Below are 18,869 nucleotides of genomic sequence, written 5' to 3'. Positions count from 1 at the left end.
TGGATGGCGACCGCAGGAGGGGTTGAGCCTGCGATACCCATCACGGCAGATCGATGGGTATCGCTTCGCTCAAGCCATCCTACGCGTCCAGCAGCTCGTCGGCGGTGGCGAGGATGTTCTCGACGGTGAAGCCGAAGTGCTCGAACAGCGCCGGCGCCGGCGCCGACTCGCCGAAGCTGGTCATGCCGATGATGCGACCTTCCAGGCCGACGTACTTGTACCAGTAGTCGGCATGCGAGGCCTCGATGGCGATGCGCGCGCCGACCTGCAGCGGCAGCACGGCCTGCTTGTAGGCGGCGTCCTGCTGGTCGAACACACTGGTCGACGGCATCGACACCACGCGCACCTGGCGGCCCTGCTCCTGCAGCTTGGCCGCGGCCTGCATGGCCAGGCCAACCTCGGAGCCAGTGGCGATCAGGATCAGTTCCGGCTCGCCGTTGCAGTCTTTCAGCACGTAACCACCACGGGCGATATCGCCCAGCTGCTGGGCATCGCGGGCCTGGTGCGGCAGGTTCTGGCGGCTGAAGATCAGCGCGGACGGGCCGTCATTACGCTCGATGGCGTGTTTCCAGGCCACGGCGGATTCCACCGCGTCGCAGGGGCGCCAGGTGTCCAGGTTCGGGGTGCCACGCAGGCTGGCCAGCTGCTCGATCGGCTGGTGAGTCGGGCCGTCTTCGCCGAGGCCGATGGAGTCGTGGGTAAAGACATAGAGCACGCGCTGCTTCATCAGCGCCGACATGCGCACGGCGTTACGGGCGTATTCCATGAAGATCAGGAAGGTCGCACCGTAGGGCACAAAGCCGCCGTGCAGGGCGATGCCGTTCATGATCGCGCTCATGCCGAACTCGCGCACGCCGTAGAACAGGTAGTTGCCGCTGGCGTCCTCTGCGGTGACGCCCTTGCAGCCCTTCCACAGGGTCAGGTTGGAGCCGGCCAGGTCGGCCGAGCCGCCGAGAAATTCCGGCAGCAGCGGGCCGAAGGCGTTCAGCGCGTTCTGGCTGGCCTTGCGGCTGGCGATGGTCTCGCCCTTCTCGGCCACATCCTTGATATAGGCGGCGGCTTTGGCGGCGAAATCGGCCGGCAACTCGCCAGCGATGCGGCGCTTGAACTCGGCAGCCAGCTCAGGATGGGCGGCGGCGTAGGCAGCGAACTTCTCGTTCCAGGCGGCCTCGGCGGCGGCGCCGGCTTCCTTGGCGTCCCACTCGGCATAGATCTCGGCCGGGATTTCGAAGGGGCCATGGTTCCAGCCCAGGGCGGCGCGGGTCAGGGCAATCTCGTCATTGCCCAGCGGCGCGCCGTGGCACTCTTCCTTGCCCTGCTTGTTCGGCGAGCCGAAGCCGATGGTGGTCTTGCAGCAGATCAGGGTCGGCTGGTCCGCGCTCTTGCGCGCGGTGTCGATGGCCATCTTGATCTCTTCGGCGTCGTGGCCGTCGACGTTGCGGATCACCTGCCAGCCGTAGGCCTCGAAGCGCTTGGGCGTATCGTCGGTGAACCAGCCCTCGACCTCGCCGTCGATGGAGATGCCGTTGTCGTCGTAGAAGGCGATCAGCTTGCCCAGGCCCAGGGTGCCGGCCAGCGAGCAGACTTCATGGCTGATGCCTTCCATCATGCAGCCGTCGCCGAGGAAGGCGTAGGTGAAGTGGTCGACGATCTGGTGGCCGTCGCGGTTGAACTGCGCGCCCAGCACCTTCTCGGCGATGGCGAAGCCGACGGCGTTGGCGATGCCCTGGCCAAGCGGGCCGGTGGTGGTTTCCACGCCCGGGGTGTAGCCGTATTCCGGGTGGCCCGGGGTGCGGCTGTGCAGCTGGCGGAACTGCTTGAGGTCCTCGATGCCGAGGTCGTAGCCGGTCAGGTGCAGCAGCGAGTAGATCAGCATCGAACCATGGCCGTTGGACAGCACGAAGCGGTCGCGGTCGGCGAAATTCGGGTTGCTCGGGTTGTGTTTGAGGTAGTCGCGCCACAGCACTTCGGCGATGTCCGCCATGCCCATCGGGGCACCGGGGTGGCCGCTGTTGGCTTTCTGCACGGCATCCATGCTCAGGGCACGGATGGCATTGGCTCGCTCACGACGGCTGGGCATCGCTCAAATCTCCTACGGGGGGCTGCTTCTTGATGAAGGGGCGAAAAAGGCGGCCATTTTCGCCCAGCCGGCCCCCGCGGGGCAATGACAGATGGTCGCAGATCGCGCCGAATCAGCCCGCTTGCTCGCTCAACACGCTCACCGCCGGGCTGCCCGGCCCGGCCAGACAGGGCGCCTGGAACAGTTCGCCGTGCCAGACACCGGCCAGGGTGCGGCTCAACACCAGCGACCAGACCGCGCTCAGTTGCACCGTCAGCACCAGGCCGATCAGGGCGAAGCAGGCCAGGCCGGTCAGCGCCTGCAGCTCGAAGGTGGCCAGGGTGAACACCCCCAGCGGGAAGGTGAAACCCCACCAGCCGAGGTTGAACGGCATGTTGTCGCGGATGTAGTGACGGGTGAACAGGCTGGCGATCACCAGCCACCAGAGCCCGGCGCCCCACAGCGCCAGGCCGCCGAGCAGGCCGAGGTCGCGCGCCAGCTCGGCGGCGCCGGCCAGCGGCGTGCCGGCGAAGGCCGCCGGCGCCGCCTGGCCCATGCTCAGCAGACCGAGGCAGCCGGTGGCCAGCGGCCCCAGCGGCAGCCAGCTGGTGGCGGCGAAATCGGTGTCCGGCAGCTTGTGCAGGGCCAGGCGCAGCAGCACCAGGGTGATCAGCGAGAAGGCCAGCGACAGCGACAGCCCCCAGAGCACGAAGCCGGCCACCAGCAGTTGCTGCGCGTCCGCGGCAGAGAGGTGCGGCGCCAGCGAGCCGGCGGTGCTGGCGGCCACCTCCGGCGCGACTATGGGCAGCAGCCAGACGGCGGTGAGTTTCTCCAGCGCATGGTTCTGCCGGGTGAACATCAGGTAGGGCACCAGCAGCGCGCCGAGCAGCGCCAACGCGGCGTCCAGCCACCACAGGGCATGCGCCAGCGCATAGACGGCCTCGCCCCAGCGCGGCACGCCGAACAGCAGCAGGCCCTTGAGCAATACGGCCAGGCCCATGGGAATGGCGCCGAAGAACATCGATTGCACCGGGTGCAGCAGCATCGGCCAGAGCGTTTCGCGAAACAGCGCCAGGCGTAGCACAAACAGCAGGCTAAACAGCGCGAACAGCGCCACGCCGAACAGCCACAACCCTTCGGCCAGCGCATACAGGCCCGGCAGCTGCCACGGCAGATGGGCCAGCACCAGCGCCAGCACGCCGGTGCCCATGGTCATGGCGAACCAGTTGGGGGTGAAGTGGCGGATAAAGGCGAGCGGTTCGGGCAGACGACTGAAGGGGCGTGGCATGAATCGGCTGGTTCCGTGGCATGGCTGAAGGGGTGGTCAGCCTAGGGCCGCAGCTGCCATATTAAAAATACATATTCAGCATCTTTTGCATGCCTTCCATTTATAGGTAGCCCGCGTGAACCTGCATCACCTCAAGGTCTTTCTCGCCGTGGCCGAGGCCGGCAGCATCAGCGCCGGCGCCGCGCGCCTGCATATCAGCCAGCCGGCGGTGACCCGCGAAATCCGCGACCTGGAGGCCAGCCTCGAGCTGCGCCTGTTCGACCGCCAGGCCCGCGGCGTGCGCCTGACCGAAGGCGGCCGGCGCCTGCACGACTACGCGCGGCGCATCTTCGCTCTGGAGCAGGCGGCCGAGCGCGACCTGCGCGACTTCGCCCAGCTGGAACAGGGCGAGCTGCACCTGGGCGCCAGCGCCACCCTCGGCGCCTACCTGCTACCGCCGTTGATCAACCGCTTCCGCGCGCTGCACCCGCAGATCTTCGTCGGCCTGGAGGTGAGCAACACCGAGGCGGTGACCCGCCAGCTCGACGAGGGCCGGATCAGCCTGGGCTTCGTCGAAGGCCCCTTCGCCCGAGCCGATTACGATCACCGCCTGCTGGCGCGCGACGCGCTGTTGCCGGTGGTGGCACCGCGGCATCCACTGGCCGGGGTCGAGCGGCTGCAGGCGGCGGACCTGCAGGCCTACCCGCTGTATATGCGCGAACCCGGCTCGGGCGCGCGCGCCAGCGTCGAGCAGGCCTACCGGGCCCACGGCCTGGAACCGCAGGCGGGCATGGCCATCGGCAGCACCGAGGCGCTCAAGCGCCTGCTCGCCGACGGCCAGGGCATCGCCTGGCTGTCGCAACGGGTGGTCGAGCGCGAGCTGGCCAGCGGCGAGCTGCGCCGCCTGGCGGTAGCCGACCTGCAGATCGAGCGCGAGCTGCATGTGCTGTGGCGTCCCGGCGCCAGCCTGAGCCCGGCGCCGGCGGCCTTCCTGGCGCTGAGCGAAGCGCCGGAATGAGCCCTCGAGCAATATCAAAACTTTTTGATATTGCTGTTGCTGGATGAAAAATGACCGACTAGACTGCGCCACCATGACCCTGCGTGCCTCCCAGCTGGACTTCGACCCCTGCGACGAGCTCGCCGCCCTGTGCAAGGCCGGCGGCGATGCGCTGCGCCTGAACGTGCTGCGCGCGCTGAGCAACGACTCGTTCGGCGTGCTGGAGCTGGCGCAGATCTTCGCCATCGGCCAGTCGGGCATGAGCCACCACCTCAAGGTGCTGGCCCAGGCCGGCTTGGTGGCCACCCGCCGCGAAGGCAACGCGATCTTCTACCGCCGCGCCCTGCCCGGCGGCCGCCTGCATGCGGCGCTGCTGGAAGACATCGACGCGCTGCCGCTGCCAGGCGAAGTGCAGGCACGCATCGCCACCGTGCACCAGCAGCGCGCCACCGTCAGCCGCGACTTCTTCGCGCGCATGGCGGCGAGCTTCCAGGCCCAGCAGGACCTCATCGCGAGCCTTGCGCAGTACCGCGACAGCCTGCTGGCGCTGCTCGATGCGCTGCACTTCGCGCCGACCGCCAGCGCGCTGGAAATCGGCCCCGGCGACGGCGCCTTCCTGCCCGAGCTGGCCCGCCGCTTCGCCCGTGTCACGGCGCTGGACAACAGCCCGGCGATGCTCGAACTGGCGCGTCAGCGCTGCGTCGGCGAAGGCCTGGACAACGTCGAGCTGCGCCTGGCCGACGCCCTGCAGGACGAGCAAGCGGCCGCCGATTGCGTGGTGCTGAACATGGTGCTGCACCACTTCGCCACCCCGGCCGAGGCCTTCCGTCAGCTGGCGCGGCTGGTCGCGCCCGGCGGCAGCCTGCTGCTCAGCGAGCTGTGCAGCCACGACCAGAGCTGGGCCAGGGAAGCCTGCGGCGACCTCTGGCTCGGCTTCGAACAGGACGACCTGGCCCGCTGGGCCAGCGCCGCCGGCCTGGTTGCCGGCGAGAGCCTCTACATTGGCCTGAAGAACGGCTTTCAAATTCAGTTACGGCACTTCGCCAAACCCGATGCGCGCAGCGCCCTCAGCCTCCGGCAAGAAAGGAACCGATAGATGAGCGAATATTCCCTGTTTACCTCCGAGTCCGTGTCCGAGGGGCATCCGGACAAGATCGCCGACCAGATTTCCGATGCCGTGCTCGACGCCATCATCGCCCAGGACAAGCACGCCCGCGTGGCCGTGGAAACCCTGGTCAAGACCGGCGTGGCCATCGTCGCCGGCGAAGTCACCACCAGCGCCTGGGTCGACCTGGAGCAGATCGTCCGCGACGTGATCTGCGACATCGGCTACACCAGCAGCGACGTCGGCTTCGACGGCGCCACCTGCGGCGTGCTCAACATCATCGGCAAGCAGTCCCCGGACATCAACCAGGGTGTCGACCGCGCCAAGCCGGAAGACCAGGGCGCCGGCGATCAGGGCCTGATGTTCGGCTACGCCAGCAACGAGACCGACGTGCTGATGCCGGCGCCGATTCGCCTGTCCCACGCCCTGGTCGAGCGCCAGGCCGAGGCGCGCAAGTCCGGCCTGCTGCCCTGGCTGCGCCCGGATGCGAAATCCCAGGTCACCTGCCGCTACGAGAACGGCAAGGTGGTCGGCATCGACGCCGTGGTGCTGTCCACCCAGCACAACCCGGAAATCAGCCAGAGCGACCTGCAGGAAGCGGTGATGGAGCTGATCGTCAAGCACAGCCTGCCGGCCGAGCTGCTGCATAAAGACACCCAGTACCACATCAACCCCACCGGCAAGTTCGTCATCGGCGGCCCGGTGGGCGACTGCGGCCTGACCGGGCGCAAGATCATCGTCGACAGCTACGGCGGCATGGCCCGTCACGGCGGCGGCGCCTTCTCCGGCAAGGACCCGTCCAAGGTCGACCGCAGCGCCGCCTACGCCGGCCGCTACGTGGCCAAGAACATCGTCGCCGCCGGCCTGGCCGAGCGCTGCGAGATCCAGGTGTCCTACGCCATCGGCGTGGCCCAGCCGACCTCGATTTCGGTCAACACCTTCGGCACCCACAAGATCGCCGAAGACAAGATCATCCAGCTGGTGCGCGAAGTGTTCGACCTGCGGCCCTACGCCATCACCCGCATGCTCGACCTGCTCCACCCGATGTACCAGGACACCGCCGCCTACGGCCACTTCGGCCGCACCCCGCAGCAGAAGGCGGTGGGCGACGACAGCTTCACCACCTTCACCTGGGAACGCACCGACAAGGCCGCCGACCTGCGCGCCGCCGCCGGTCTGTAAGCCCCCAGCGCAACAGCCGAAGCCCCGCCATCGTGCGGGGCTTTTTGTTGGCCGCTCGTAGCCCGGATGCCACCCGGGAAGAGGCTGGCTGCACCCGGGCTACGCGCCGCAGCAGCGGCGTCATTCGCGCACCGGCATGCGCTCGACTAGGCTCAAGCCTTCCCCCCAAGCACGGACGCTTGCCATGAAGGCCTGGATCGCCCTGCTCCTCTTGCCCCTGGCCGCCCAGGCCGAGCCCTGCCCGCACTGGCCCGCCGGGCGCGCCAGCGCCGAACTCGATGCCCTCGCCGAGCAGATCGCCCGCTGGGACGACGCCTACCACAACCAGGGCCGCTCATTGGTCGCCGATGAGCTCTACGACCAGGCGCGCGAGCGTCTGCAGCACTGGCGCGCCTGCTTCCCCGACGCCGCCCCGGCACTGGCCGAGCCGCTGGCCGGCGCCGCCACCCGGCTCGACCATCCGATACCACAGACCGGCCTGCGCAAGCTCGGCGATGCGGCGATAGGCAAATGGATGGCCAGCCGCGAGGAGCTGTGGATTCAACCCAAGGTCGACGGTGTGGCGGTCACCCTGGTCTACCGCGGCGGCACGCTGCAGCAGGCGATCAGCCGCGGCGACGGCCGCCAGGGCCAGGACTGGACGGCGCGGGCGCGGCAGTTGCCGGCCATTCCCAGGCGCCTGCGCGAGCCGCTCGATGCGGTGCTGCAGGGCGAGCTGTACTGGCGCCTGGACGACCATGTGCAGGCGCTCGCCGGCGGCGCCGGGGCACGCGGCAAGGTGGCCGGACTGATGGCGCGACAGACCCTGGACGAGCGCGAGGCGGCCGCTGTCGGCCTGTTCGTCTGGGACTGGCCGGACGGCCCGGCGGATATGCGCGCTCGCCTGCACGGCCTGCAGGCGCTGGGGTTCGTCGACAGCGCGGAGTACACCCAGCCGCTGCACACGCCGGAGCAAGCCCGCCATTGGCGCCAGCGCTGGTATCGCCAGGCCCTGCCCTTCGCCAGCGACGGCGTGGTGCTGCGCCAGGGCGTGCGGCCGCCCGGCCGGCGCTGGCAGGCCGAGGCGCCGCACTGGGCGGTGGCCTGGAAATACCCGGCGAGCCAGGCGCTGGCGGTGGTGCAGGCGGTGGACTTCAGCATCGGCCGCAGCGGGCGCATCACCCCGATCCTGCGCCTGCAGCCGGTCGACCTCGACGAGCGGCGCATCAGCCGCGTCGCTCTGGGTTCGCTGCAGGGCTGGCAAAAGCTGGACGTGCGGCCCGGCGATCAGGTCGCCATCCGCCTGGCCGGGCTGACCATCCCGCGCCTGGACGGGGTGATCTGGCGCAGCCCGCAGCGCGCCCCGGTGCAGGCCCCCAATCCGGCCGACTACCACGCGCTGAGCTGCTGGCGCCTCAGCGCGAACTGTCGCCAGCAGTTCCAGGCGCGCCTGGGCTGGCTCGGCGGCAAAGGGGGCCTGGCCCTGCCTGGCGTCGGCCCGGGCACCTGGCACAGCCTGGTGGCAGACGCACAGCTGGACGGTCTGCTCGACTGGCTGGAACTGGACGCCGCCCAGCTGCAGGCCCTACCGGGCATAGGTGCGCGTCGCGCGGCGCAGTTGCAGCAGGCCTTCGCCCTGGCCCGCCAGCGCCCGCTCGAGCAATGGCTGCGCGCCCTCGGCGCCCCACCCGGTTTCGCCGCCGAGCCGACGCCGGACTGGCCCAGCCTGCTCGCCCGTGGCCGCGCCGACTGGCAACGCCAGCGCGGCGTCGGCGCGCAGGGCGCCGAGCGGCTGCTGGCGTTCTTCCAGCACCCGGAGGTGCGGCGCCTCGGCGCGCAGTTGCAGCAGGCCGGCATTGCCGCCTTTCAACCGCGCCTGCAGGCCGCCGCGGAGTAACGCGCGCAACCTTGACCCAGATCATGGTCAGCGCCTTCCTGGCTCGGCCGCAGCGAACCCCGGCGCCGCGACGCGGTCTTCCTCCAAACCCCAGCCATAAGGACAAGCCCATGATTCGTCAGCTCAGCCTGCTCGCCCTGCTGGTCGCCAGCACCGCCTTCAGCTTCGCCGACAGCGGCGTCAGCGGCTGCGCGGCCAAGCGCCAAGCCCTGCAGGAGAAGATCGAGATCGCCCGTCAGCACCACAACCCTGACCAGGTGGCCGGCCTGCAACAGGCCCTGGCGCAGGTCGAGGCGCATTGCCACGACGGCGCCCTGCAGGCCGAGCGCCGGGCCGAGATCGACGAGGCGCGGCAGGAGATCGAGCAGCGCGAGATGGACCTGCGCGATGCGCTGAGCAAGGGCGATCCGGACAAGATCGCCAAGCGCCAGGCCAAGCTGGCCGAGGCGCGCGCCGAACTGGAACAGGCCGAGGCCGAACTCGCGCGCTGATCAGTAGGCGCGAAACGCCTGGTGACAGGCCTCGCAACTGTCCTCGACCTGCTGCACCGCCGGCTCCAGCGCGGCGCGGCGCAGCGGCGGCGCAGCGGTGGCCTGCACCAGGGCCGCGGTGGCCTGCTCCAGTTCGCGCGCCAGCTGCTGGAACTGCGCCTGCCGCTGCCAGACCTCGTCGGTGGCCTTGCTGCGCTCGTCGTCGCGGACCTGCGGAAAGTGCTGCCAGGGCTGGCGCGACAGGCGCTCCAGCTCGGCGGCGCCGGCGATAAAGCCGGCCTCGTCGTAGGCAATGCGCCCGCGCAGCATGCCGCCGAGGTCCTCGCTGACCTTGAGCATCTGCTTGAACAGCGCCTGGCGCTGGCCCAGCGGCGAATCGGGATCGACGCCGCCGCAGGCGACCAGGGTCAGGCAGGCGCAGGCCAGCAGCAGGGCTTTGAACTTCATCGCGACGCCTTCCGGAAAAAAACGGGCGGCCAGTATCGCCACTCGGCCCGATCAGGCCAAGCGCGGTGTTTTACCGCAGTTGTCGCGCCGCCCGCCGTCCGACGTCGGCAGGCGGCGCCGTGCGCACCAGCTATTCAGGTACGGAAACGATCCAGCTGCTGATTGAGCTGGCGCACCTCGCCGTGAATCTGCGCGCTGACCTGCACCACGCTTGCGGTCTCGCCCTGGCTGCGTTCGGCCAGGCTGGAGATATGGGTCACGCGCTGGTCGATCTCCTGCGCCACCTGGCTCTGTTGCTCGGCGGCGGTGGCGATCTGCGCGTTCAGCGCGTTGATGCCGTCCACCGCGCCGACTATGGCGTCGAGCACCCCGCTGGCCTGGCGGATATGGCTGAGGTTGTCTTCGGCCAGCTGCGCACTCTGCTGCATCGCCGTCACCGCATCGCGGGCGCCGCTCTGCAGGCGCTGGATCATCGCCTGGATCTCGCCGGTGGACTGCTGGGTGCGACTGGCCAGGGTGCGCACCTCGTCGGCGACCACGGCGAAACCACGGCCGGCCTCGCCGGCGCGCGCCGCCTCGATGGCGGCGTTGAGCGCCAGCAGGTTGGTCTGTTCGGCGATCGACCTGATCACCTCGAGCACCTTGCCCACCCCGGTGGTTTCCGCCTCCAGGCGCTGCACCTGGGCGCCGCTGCGTTGCAGCTGGGCGCTCAGCTCGGCGATCTGCGCGGCGCTGCGCTGCACCACCTGCTGGCCGCTCTGCGCGCAGTCGTCGGCGCTGCGCGCCGATTCGGCGGCGTGCGCGGCATGCCGGGCCACCTCCGCCACGGTGGCGCTCATCTCGTTCATCGCCGTGGCCACCTGGTCGAGGTCCTCGTACTGGCGGCGCACGCCGTCGCCGGCCGCCTGCGCCGCGCCGACCACGCTGCCGACGTGTTCGCCGGTGCGCTCGCCGCTGCGCTTGACCTCCGCCAGCAGGCCGCGCACCTGCTCCTGCATGCGGTTGTAGCCGGCGAAGATGCGGCCGATCTCGTTGTCGCCCTGGCGCCCGTCCAGGCCGCGGGTGAAGTCGCCGGAGCCGACCCGGGTCAGCGCGCCCTCCACCGCATTGAGGTTGTGCATCAGCGGGCGCAGGCCGAACTGGCGGCCGAGCACCACCAGGGCGAGGATGCCCAGCACGCAGCCGAAGGCCAGCCACATCTGCCGCCGCTGGCTACCCTCGGCGTGCGCCGCCATCAGCCCGACGGCCTGGTTCATCTCGCGCAGCAGCTGCACCGACTGCTGCTCCAGGGCCACGAGGTCGACCGCCGTGTCGCCGCCGACCAGGCGCTGCAGCTGGCCGCGAAAGCCCTGCCAGAGAGCGCCGACCTTGTTCATCTGCGCCTGCACGTTGGGCTCGGCGATGGCGCTGATATTGCGCGCCGGGTTGCCGGCCAGCAGGTCGCGGTGAGCACCGTCGAACTGCGCCATGGTCGCTTCCAGGGCGGTCGCCGGCAGCACGCCTTCGCGCAGCAGCAGCGCCTCCTTGGTCATCTTCTGGCTGAGCATGCGCTGCGCACCGGCGACGTTGATGGTCTCCGGCGACACCGACATGCTCAGGTACAGCGCCACCGAGGCGATCACCGCCAGGAGGAACATCAGCGCGTAGGAAAACAGGAACTGCTGATTCAGCGTGCGCAGGCCGATGGCGCAGAGCAGGCGGTCGAACAAGGCGGTGGCGGACATGAGAGGCTCCCTGGCAGACGGCGGGAACCCCCGCCAAATAATCGGGAGCAAGCAAGAAAGTGGCCAGCCGCCAGCAGCCTGGCGCGCTGTTTAACGCGGCACAATGCACCAGAACGGCGCGCCGACCGAGCGGTCACGCGCCGTTTCGGCTCAGGCCGAGACCACGAACAGGGCGACGATCAGGCCCATGCCGGCGAACCACACCAGCGTACGGATCGGTCCCCAGTCGGCCAGGTAGCAGAGCAAGTACAGCACCCGGCTGAGCACGAAGGCGATCGCCAGTTGATCCAGCAGCCCCTGCGCGGCACCGCCGGCCTGGTGGGCGATGATCACCGCCGCGGCGAACGCCGGGGTCACCTCGAAGCCGTTGAGCTGGGCGTTGTGGGCGCGCTTGCGCCAGCCCTGCAGAGCGGCGAGGAAGGCGCGCGGGTCGCTGTTGGCGCGCGGCCCGTAGCCGGCGCCGAGGAACTTGGCGCTGGCGGTGGCCAGGTAGGGCAGGACGATGGCGATCAGCACGCACCAGTAGGCGAGGGTCATGGAGGCTCCGCAGTTCGCTAAAGGAGTGCGCAGCTTGGGCCGCCCGCGGGCCGGGCGTCCATGACCCGACCGGGACAAGTCGACGGCGATCCGGCCAATGCGCCGGCGGCAGTGGCCAGCGGCGCCGCGCAAAGACCGACGGAAAGCCTTGGGCTGCACGCCGCACGCGGCTATAATCCGCCAGCTTCACGCAGCCGGCACAGCTCCGGCCGCTCCCGCCACCCGTCCGAGGGGCGCTGCAGCAAATCCGCCAGGTGCGGACTTTGTCAGGCTCGGATGGGGCGTTAACCATACGCATCAACGGCGCCCATTCGCAGACAACGAATGGAGAACTCATCATGAGCGCTGTACTGACGCCTGCCGGTTTTACCGACTACAAGGTCGCCGACATTTCCCTGGCCGACTGGGGCCGCAAAGAGCTGATCATCGCCGAATCCGAGATGCCGGCGCTGATGGGCCTGCGCCGCAAGTACGCCGCCAGCCAGCCGCTCAAGGGCGCGAAGATCATCGGCTGCATCCACATGACCATCCAGACCGGCGTGCTGATCGAGACCCTGATCGCGTTGGGTGCCGAGGTGCGCTGGTCGAGCTGCAACATCTTCTCCACCCAGGACCAGGCCGCTGCCGCCATCGCCGCCGCCGGCATCCCGGTGTTCGCCTGGAAGGGCGAGACCGAGCAGGAGTACGAGTGGTGCATCGAGCAGACCATCCTCAAGGACGGTAAGCCGTGGGACGCCAACATGGTGCTGGACGACGGCGGCGACCTGACCGAGATCCTGCACAAGAAATACCCGCAGATGCTCGAGCGCATCCACGGCGTCACCGAGGAAACCACCACCGGCGTGCACCGCCTGCTCGACATGCTCAAGGCCGGCACCCTGAAAGTCCCGGCGATCAACGTCAACGACGCGGTGACCAAGAGCAAGAACGACAACAAGTACGGCTGCCGCCACAGCCTCAACGACGCCATCAAGCGCGGCACCGACCACCTGCTGTCCGGCAAGCAGGCGCTGGTGATCGGCTACGGCGACGTGGGCAAGGGCTCGGCGCAGTCGCTGCGTCAGGAAGGCATGATCGTCAAGGTCTCCGAGATCGATCCGATCTGCGCCATGCAGGCCTGCATGGACGGTTTCGAGCTGGTCTCGCCGTACAAGAACGGCCTCAACGACGGCACCGAGGCCAGCGTCGACGCCGCGCTGCTGGGCAAGATCGACCTGATCGTCACCACCACCGGCAACGTCAACGTGTGCGACGCGGGCATGCTCAAGGCGCTGAAGAAGCGCGCCGTGGTGTGCAACATTGGCCACTTCGACAATGAAATTGATACGGCCTTCATGCGCAAGAATTGGGCGTGGGAAGAGGTCAAGCCGCAGGTGCACAAGATCCACCGTACCGGCGCCGGCACTTTCGATCCGGCCAATGACGACTACCTGATCCTGCTGGCCGAAGGCCGCCTGGTGAACCTGGGCAATGCCACCGGCCACCCGAGCCGGATCATGGACGGCTCCTTCGCCAACCAGGTGCTGGCGCAGATCTTCCTGTTCGAGCAGAAGTTCGCCGACCTGCCGGCCGAGAAGAAGGCCGAGCGCCTGACCGTGGAAGTGCTGCCGAAGAAGCTCGACGAAGAAGTGGCGCTGGAGATGGTCAAGGGCTTCGGCGGCGTGGTCACCCGCCTGACCCCGCAGCAGGCCGAGTACATCGGCGTCACCGTGGAAGGCCCGTTCAAGCCGGACGCCTACCGCTACTAAGCAGCACCAGGCGTAGGGTGGGCAGGCCGGCGAGCGGCCTGCCCACCTGCTCGAGCATGTCGGTGGACAAGCTGCGCCTGTCCACCCTACACACGTGGAAACTCCGTATGAGCCAAGAACGCCGCTACAGCTTCGAGTTCTTCCCCACCAAGACCGAAGCCGGGCACGAAAAACTGATGAACGTGGCGCGCCAGCTGGCCAGCTACAACCCCGACTTCTTCTCCTGCACCTACGGCGCCGGCGGCTCCACCCGCGACCGCACGCTGAACACCGTGCTGCAGCTCGACGGCGAGGTGAAGGTGCCCACCGCGCCGCACCTGTCCTGCGTCGGCGACAGCAAGGCCGAGCTGCGCGAGCTGCTGAACCAGTACCGGAACGCCGGGATCAAGCGCATCGTCGCCCTGCGCGGCGACCTGCCGTCCGGCATGGGCCTGGCCAGCGGCGAGCTGCGCTACGCCAACGAGCTGGTCGCCTTCATCCGCGAGGAAACCGGCGAGCATTTCCATATCGAGATCGCCGCCTACCCGGAGATGCACCCGCAGGCGCGCAATTTCGAGGACGACATCGCCAATTTCGTGCGCAAGGCCAAGGCCGGCGCCGACAGCGCCATCACCCAGTACTTCTTCAACGCCGACAGCTATTTCTACTTCGTCGAACGCGTGCAGAAACTGGGCGTGGACATCCCAGTGGTGCCGGGCATCATGCCGATCACCAACTACAGCAAGCTGGCGCGCTTCTCCGACGCCTGCGGCGCAGAGATTCCGCGCTGGGTGCGCAAGCAGCTGGAGGCCTACGGCGACGACGCCGACAGCATCCGCGCCTTCGGCGAGCAGGTGATCAGCGAGATGTGCGAACGCCTGCTGGCCGGCGGCGCGCCCGGCCTGCACTTCTACAGCATGAACCTGGCCGGCCCCAGCCTGGCGATCTGGAACAACCTCAAGCTGCCGCGCTGAGGCCCGCCGCCCGAGTCGGCGCCGTTGCCGGGCGCCGACTCGCCGGCGTCCACGACGCTCTTTGTGCGCCACACCCCGCTTTCCGAAGGACCGCCCCGCCATGCAGAAACGCCCGAGAATCAACGCCTCCGTCAGCCCCAAGGGCAGCCTGGAAACCCTGTCGCAGCGCGAAGTGCAACAGCTGCGCGAGACCGGCTCCGGCAGCGTCTACCGCCTGTTCCGCCAGTGCGCGCTGGCGATTCTCAACACCGGCTCGCACAGCGACAACGCCAAGACCATCCTCGAGGCCTACCCCGACTTCGAGGTGCATATCCACCAGCAGGATCGCGGCATCCGCCTGGAGCTGGTCAACGCCCCGGCCGACGCCTTCGTCGACGGCGAGATGATCGCCAGCACCCGCGAAATGCTGTTCAGCGCCCTGCGCGACATCGTCTACACGCAGAGCGAGCTGGAAAACAAGCGCATCGACCTGGACAGCTCCGAAGGCATCACCGACTACGTCTTCCACCTGCTGCGCAACGCGCGCACCCTGCGCAGCGGCGTCGAGCCGAAGATGGTGGTGTGCTGGGGCGGCCACTCGATCAGCAGCGACGAGTACAAGTACACCAAGAAGGTCGGCCACGAGCTGGGCCTGCGCGGCCTGGACATCTGCACCGGCTGCGGCCCGGGGGTGATGAAGGGGCCGATGAAGGGCGCCACCATCAGCCACGCCAAGCAGCGCAACCTGGGCGGCCGCTACCTGGGCCTGACCGAGCCGGGGATCATCGCCGCCGAGGCGCCCAACCCCATAGTCAACGAACTGGTGATCCTGCCGGACATCGAGAAGCGCCTGGAGGCCTTCGTCCGCGTCGGCCACGGCATCATCATCTTCCCCGGCGGCGCCGGCACCGCCGAAGAGCTGCTCTACCTGCTGGGCATCCTCACCCACCCGGACAACCGCGAGCTGCCCTTCCCGGTGATCATCACCGGGCCGAAGACCGCCGCCACCTACCTGCAGCAGCTGCACGAGTTCATCGGCGAGACCCTCGGCGAAGCCGCGCAGCAGCGCTACCGGATGATCTTCAACGACCCCGCCGAGGTGGCCCGCGAGATGGCCGCAGGGATCAAGGCGGTGCGCCAGTTCCGCCGCGAACGCAACGACGCCTTCCACTTCAACTGGCTGCTGAAGATCGACGAGAGCTTCCAGCGCCCGTTCGAGCCGACCCACGCCAACATGGCCGCGCTCAAGCTGACCCGCCAGCAGCCGCTGCACGAGCTGGCGGCCAACCTGCGCCGCGCCTTCTCCGGCATAGTCGCCGGCAACGTCAAGGAGAACGGCATCCGCCTGATCGAGCAGCACGGCCCCTACGAAATCCGTGGCGAGACGAGCATCATGCGCCCGCTGGATCGCCTGCTGCAGGCCTTCGTCGAGCAACACCGGATGAAGCTGCCCGGCGGCAGCGCCTATGAGCCCTGCTACCGGGTGGTCGACTAAACCGCGCCGCCGGCGCTTTCGCGGCGCCGGCAAAATCGTTAACCTGGCGCAATGCCATTATTCCAGCGCCAGATTCTCGCCATCCTTCTACTGTGCGGCCTCGCCTTCGAGGCTCGCGGCGAGCCGCTGCGCCTGGTCACCGAGGCCTGGGCGCCCTACGTCTACCAGGACGACGGCCAGCCCGCCGGCCTCGACTACGAGATCAGCCGCGAGGTGCTGCGCCGCCTGGGCGTCGAGCTGGAGCTGCAGTTCATGCCCTGGAAGCGCTGCCTGCTGGCGCTGGAGCAGGGCCAGGCCGACGGCATCCTCGACATCTTCCGCCTACCCGAGCGCGAGGCGCACATGCTGTTCGTCGACGAGCCGCTGGCCGAGATCGAACTGGTGCTGTTCCATGCCCGGCAGCGCCCCTACCCCTTCCGCCGCCTGGAAGACCTGCAGGACCTGCTGATCGGCGTCTCCCCCGGCTACTGGTACAACGACGAGGCCTTCCGTACTTCGACCCTGTTCAGCCGCGAGGAAGCGCCCAGCCACGAGGCCAACCTCGGCAAGCTGGTGCGCCAGCGCGTCGATTTGGTGGTCAACGACCGCCGCGCCGGCCTCTACCTCGCCGCCCAACTGGGCTTGCAGGCGCAAGTCGACTACAACCGCAAGCCCATCGGCCACGACCGCCTGTACCTGGCCCTGCGCCGCGACCCGGCGCTGCAGCGCCTGGCCGCCGATTTCGCCCTTGAGCTGCGCCGCTTCAAGCGCGAGCCCGCCTACGCCCGGCTGCAGGCACGCCACGCCGCCCCCGCACCGTCCAGGCCGTGAACCAACCGACAGGCTGGTGGCTACGCAAGCCGCTCGCTCTGTTATACTCGGGCCTTCCCGCCAGGCTTGCGCCCGGATGCTAGCCCCCTAGAGGCCAGCAGTACCGGACGGGATCACGCTTCCTACGCGTGATTCAAGCCAGGCAATACACCCCATAGGGCCACGCCCTCACTACGTACAGGATTGCCCATGTCCTTTGCCTCCCTCGGTCTCTCCGAGGCTCTAGTCCGTGCGATCGAATCCGCCGGCTACACCCAACCCACGCCGGTGCAACAGCGGGCCATTCCCGCCGTGTTGCAAGGTCGCGACCTGATGGTGGCGGCCCAGACGGGTACGGGTAAGACCGCAGGCTTCGCCCTGCCGATTCTCGAGCGCCTGTTCCCGGCCGGCCACCCCGACCGCGAACAGCGTCATGGCCCGAAACAGCCGCGCGTGCTGGTGCTGACGCCCACCCGCGAGCTGGCCGCGCAGGTGCATGACAGCTTCAAGGTTTATGCCCGCGACCTGAAATTCGTCAGCGCCTGCATCTTCGGCGGCGTCGGCATGAACCCGCAGATCCAGGCCCTGGCCAAGGGCGTCGACGTGCTGGTGGCCTGCCCCGGGCGCCTGCTCGACCTGACCAACCAGAAGGCCATCGACCTGTCGCACGTGGAAATCCTCGTCCTCGACGAAGCCGACCGCATGCTCGACATGGGCTTTATCCACGACGTCAAGAAGGTACTGGCCAAGCTGCCGGCGCAGCGGCAGAACCTGCTGTTCTCGGCGACCTTCTCCAAGGACATCACCGACCTGGCCGGCAAGCTGCTGCACAACCCCGAGCGCATCGAGGTGACGCCGCCGAACACCACGGTCGAGCGCATCGAACAGCGCGTGTTCCGCCTGCCCGCCAGCCACAAGCGCGCGCTGCTCGCCCACCTGATCACCCAGGGCGCCTGGGAGCAGGTGCTGGTGTTCACCCGCACCAAACACGGCGCCAACCGCCTCGCCGAATACCTCGACAAGCACGGCCTGCCGGCCGCCGCGATCCACGGCAACAAGAGCCAGAACGCGCGCACCAAGGCCCTGGCCGACTTCAAGGCGAACCAGGTGCGCATCCTGGTGGCCACCGATATCGCCGCCCGCGGCCTGGATATCGACCAACTGCCGCACGTGGTCAACTTCGAGCTGCCCAACGTCGAGGAAGACTACGTGCACCGCATCGGCCGCACCGGCCGCGCCGGACGTAGCGGCGAGGCGATCTCGCTGGTGGCGCCGGACGAGGAAAAGCTGCTCAAGAGCATCGAGCGGATGGCCAAGCAGAGGATCCCCGACGGCGACCCGATGGGTTTCGATGCCAGCACCGTCGAGGCCGAGCGCCCCGAAGTGCGCGAACCGCGCCAGCCGCGCGGGCAGAAGCAGCCCAAGGCGCAGAACGCCCAGGGCGGCGACAAGCCCAAGGGCGAACGCCATGGCGGCGGCCGCAAGGACAAGGGCAAGGACAGCGGCAAGGAGCACAAGAGCAAGCCGCAGCAGCAAGGCCAGAACCGTCGCGGCCAGGCGCCGCGGGGCAGCAGCCAGGCGGCCGCCGCCCCGGCCATTCCGCCGTTGCCTCCGGACCGCGCGCCGGACGAGTTCCGCGACGACGAGATCGACAACTTCGGCAACCGCGTCGACTACGTCAGCCCGATCCAGAACAAACCCCAGGGCCGCGGCCGTCGCTCCGGCGGCGGCGCTCCCGGCAACGGCGCGCCCCAGGGCCAGCGTCCGGCCAACAAGGGCCCGCGTAGCAACGCCAATGGCGCCGGCGGCGCCGGCAAGGGCCGTCGCCAGGGCGGCGGTCAGGCGGCACAGGGCCGCAATGGTGCGGGCCGTGGTCGCCCGGCGCACGACGGCCGCATCACCTCGCTCGATCGCGACGAACTGCCGCGTTCGGAAGCCCTGGTGCGCAACCCGCGCGAGAAGCAACCGGTGATCGTGCACAAGGGCTCGCGCCTGGATCGCTTCCCGACCCCGGAACAACTCGACGAGCTGGCCAACAGCAGCCGCCCGCGCGGCGAGAAGCCGGCCCTGCTGACGCGCAACCGCGAAGAGTAGGCCAAGGCCGCCAACGAAAACGCCGCCCGATGGGCGGCGTTTGCATATCCGTAGGGTGCGCCGCGCGCACCAGATTTTCGGACCGCGATACCACTAGGCGGCCCCGCGACACCCTACGGGCGGCGT

At 68.8% G+C, this 18,869-nt stretch carries 15 protein-coding genes and 1 riboswitch; of the genes, 10 read left to right on the top strand and 5 right to left on the bottom strand.

The genetic code is table 11. The features are described 5' to 3' along the window. Positions 1-79: 79 nt before the first annotated feature. Together tkt and ACIGFL_RS00545 are read right to left on the bottom strand one after the other, a co-directional pair. A complete protein-coding gene (gene tkt, locus ACIGFL_RS00550) occupies positions 80-2,080 on the bottom strand; it encodes a transketolase (RefSeq protein WP_397495774.1) in 2,001 nt (666 codons plus the stop codon). Positions 2,081-2,192: 112 nt separating this feature from the next. Continuing rightward, complete coding sequence (locus ACIGFL_RS00545; protein ID WP_397495773.1) at positions 2,193-3,347, bottom strand: TDT family transporter; 1,155 nt, start codon at positions 3,345-3,347, stop codon at positions 2,193-2,195. 115 nt (positions 3,348-3,462) lie between these two features. On the opposite strand from ACIGFL_RS00545, the gene ACIGFL_RS00540 reads away from it, so the two are divergent. From ACIGFL_RS00540 to ACIGFL_RS00520, 5 genes are all read left to right on the top strand, one after another. Further along, positions 3,463-4,344, top strand: a complete 882-nt coding sequence (locus ACIGFL_RS00540) for a LysR family transcriptional regulator (protein ID WP_397495772.1) — start codon at positions 3,463-3,465, stop codon at positions 4,342-4,344. Between the two features lie 73 nt (positions 4,345-4,417). Beyond that, a complete protein-coding gene (locus ACIGFL_RS00535; protein WP_397495771.1) occupies positions 4,418-5,419 on the top strand; it encodes an ArsR/SmtB family transcription factor in 1,002 nt (333 codons plus the stop codon). Further along, on the top strand, positions 5,420-6,610 hold the full coding sequence (gene metK, locus ACIGFL_RS00530; protein WP_397495770.1) for a methionine adenosyltransferase: 1,191 nt from the start codon (positions 5,420-5,422) through the stop codon (positions 6,608-6,610). Between the two features lie 184 nt (positions 6,611-6,794). Next, complete coding sequence (ligB, locus tag ACIGFL_RS00525; RefSeq protein WP_397495769.1) at positions 6,795-8,486, top strand: NAD-dependent DNA ligase LigB; 1,692 nt, start codon at positions 6,795-6,797, stop codon at positions 8,484-8,486. 110 nt (positions 8,487-8,596) lie between these two features. Further along, positions 8,597-8,977, top strand: a complete 381-nt coding sequence (locus tag ACIGFL_RS00520; protein ID WP_397495768.1) for a DUF1090 domain-containing protein — start codon at positions 8,597-8,599, stop codon at positions 8,975-8,977. Here ACIGFL_RS00520 and ACIGFL_RS00515 read toward each other — a convergent pair whose 3' ends face one another. From ACIGFL_RS00515 to ACIGFL_RS00505, 3 genes are all read right to left on the bottom strand, one after another. Next, on the bottom strand, positions 8,978-9,424 hold the full coding sequence (locus ACIGFL_RS00515) for a c-type cytochrome (RefSeq protein ID WP_397486763.1): 447 nt from the start codon (positions 9,422-9,424) through the stop codon (positions 8,978-8,980). It abuts the gene before it with no gap. Between the two features lie 134 nt (positions 9,425-9,558). Further along, the gene (locus ACIGFL_RS00510) at positions 9,559-11,148 is read right to left on the bottom strand and encodes a methyl-accepting chemotaxis protein (RefSeq protein WP_397495767.1); all 1,590 of its coding nucleotides are present in this window, start codon (positions 11,146-11,148) and stop codon (positions 9,559-9,561) included. 150 nt (positions 11,149-11,298) lie between these two features. Further along, positions 11,299-11,685: an MAPEG family protein gene (locus ACIGFL_RS00505; protein WP_397495766.1), complete on the bottom strand. Its 387-nt coding sequence runs from the start codon at positions 11,683-11,685 to the stop codon at positions 11,299-11,301. Positions 11,686-11,907: 222 nt separating this feature from the next. Then, positions 11,908-12,001, top strand: a riboswitch (S-adenosyl-L-homocysteine riboswitch). Positions 12,002-12,023: 22 nt separating this feature from the next. Between ACIGFL_RS00505 and ahcY the strand changes: the two genes are divergently transcribed. The 5 genes from ahcY (at position 12,024) to ACIGFL_RS00480 (ending at position 18,743) form a co-directional block, all read left to right on the top strand. Further along, entirely contained in the window at positions 12,024-13,433 is a 1,410-nt protein-coding gene (gene ahcY / locus ACIGFL_RS00500; RefSeq protein ID WP_122109352.1) for an adenosylhomocysteinase, read from the top strand. A gap of 107 nt (positions 13,434-13,540) precedes the next feature. Then, the gene (metF, locus tag ACIGFL_RS00495) at positions 13,541-14,386 is read left to right on the top strand and encodes a methylenetetrahydrofolate reductase [NAD(P)H] (RefSeq protein ID WP_397495765.1); all 846 of its coding nucleotides are present in this window, start codon (positions 13,541-13,543) and stop codon (positions 14,384-14,386) included. A 100-nt stretch (positions 14,387-14,486) separates the two neighbouring features. Beyond that, positions 14,487-15,860, top strand: a complete 1,374-nt coding sequence (ppnN, locus tag ACIGFL_RS00490; protein ID WP_397495764.1) for a nucleotide 5'-monophosphate nucleosidase PpnN — start codon at positions 14,487-14,489, stop codon at positions 15,858-15,860. A 51-nt stretch (positions 15,861-15,911) separates the two neighbouring features. Then, entirely contained in the window at positions 15,912-16,670 is a 759-nt protein-coding gene (locus tag ACIGFL_RS00485) for a substrate-binding periplasmic protein (RefSeq protein WP_397495763.1), read from the top strand. 189 nt (positions 16,671-16,859) lie between these two features. Beyond that, a complete protein-coding gene (locus ACIGFL_RS00480) occupies positions 16,860-18,743 on the top strand; it encodes a DEAD/DEAH box helicase (protein WP_397495762.1) in 1,884 nt (627 codons plus the stop codon). Positions 18,744-18,869: the final 126 nt, after the last annotated feature.

Source organism: Pseudomonas sp. NPDC077649 (genome assembly GCF_044542855.1).
Lineage (GTDB): Bacteria > Pseudomonadota > Gammaproteobacteria > Pseudomonadales > Pseudomonadaceae > Aquipseudomonas.
The sequence above is the reverse complement of the archived record's forward strand: the minus strand, read 5'-3'. Positions and strand labels throughout refer to the sequence as shown.

Bases quoted from the DNA above. Each gene is read 5' to 3' on its own strand.
- ahcY (WP_122109352.1), top strand. From the start codon at position 12,024: ATGAGCGCTGTACTGACGCCTGCCGGTTTTACCGACTACAAGGTCGCC.
- ACIGFL_RS00515 (WP_397486763.1), bottom strand. From the start codon at position 9,424: ATGAAGTTCAAAGCCCTGCTGCTGGCCTGCGCCTGCCTGACCCTGGTC.
- ACIGFL_RS00545 (WP_397495773.1), bottom strand. From the start codon at position 3,347: ATGCCACGCCCCTTCAGTCGTCTGCCCGAACCGCTCGCCTTTATCCGC.
- ACIGFL_RS00520 (WP_397495768.1), top strand. From the start codon at position 8,597: ATGATTCGTCAGCTCAGCCTGCTCGCCCTGCTGGTCGCCAGCACCGCC.
- ACIGFL_RS00535 (WP_397495771.1), top strand. From the start codon at position 4,418: ATGACCCTGCGTGCCTCCCAGCTGGACTTCGACCCCTGCGACGAGCTC.
- ACIGFL_RS00510 (WP_397495767.1), bottom strand. From the start codon at position 11,148: ATGTCCGCCACCGCCTTGTTCGACCGCCTGCTCTGCGCCATCGGCCTG.
- metF (WP_397495765.1), top strand. From the start codon at position 13,541: ATGAGCCAAGAACGCCGCTACAGCTTCGAGTTCTTCCCCACCAAGACC.
- ligB (WP_397495769.1), top strand. From the start codon at position 6,795: ATGAAGGCCTGGATCGCCCTGCTCCTCTTGCCCCTGGCCGCCCAGGCC.
- tkt (WP_397495774.1), bottom strand. From the start codon at position 2,080: ATGCCCAGCCGTCGTGAGCGAGCCAATGCCATCCGTGCCCTGAGCATG.
- ACIGFL_RS00485 (WP_397495763.1), top strand. From the start codon at position 15,912: ATGCCATTATTCCAGCGCCAGATTCTCGCCATCCTTCTACTGTGCGGC.
- ACIGFL_RS00480 (WP_397495762.1), top strand. From the start codon at position 16,860: ATGTCCTTTGCCTCCCTCGGTCTCTCCGAGGCTCTAGTCCGTGCGATC.
- metK (WP_397495770.1), top strand. From the start codon at position 5,420: ATGAGCGAATATTCCCTGTTTACCTCCGAGTCCGTGTCCGAGGGGCAT.
- ACIGFL_RS00505 (WP_397495766.1), bottom strand. From the start codon at position 11,685: ATGACCCTCGCCTACTGGTGCGTGCTGATCGCCATCGTCCTGCCCTAC.
- ppnN (WP_397495764.1), top strand. From the start codon at position 14,487: ATGCAGAAACGCCCGAGAATCAACGCCTCCGTCAGCCCCAAGGGCAGC.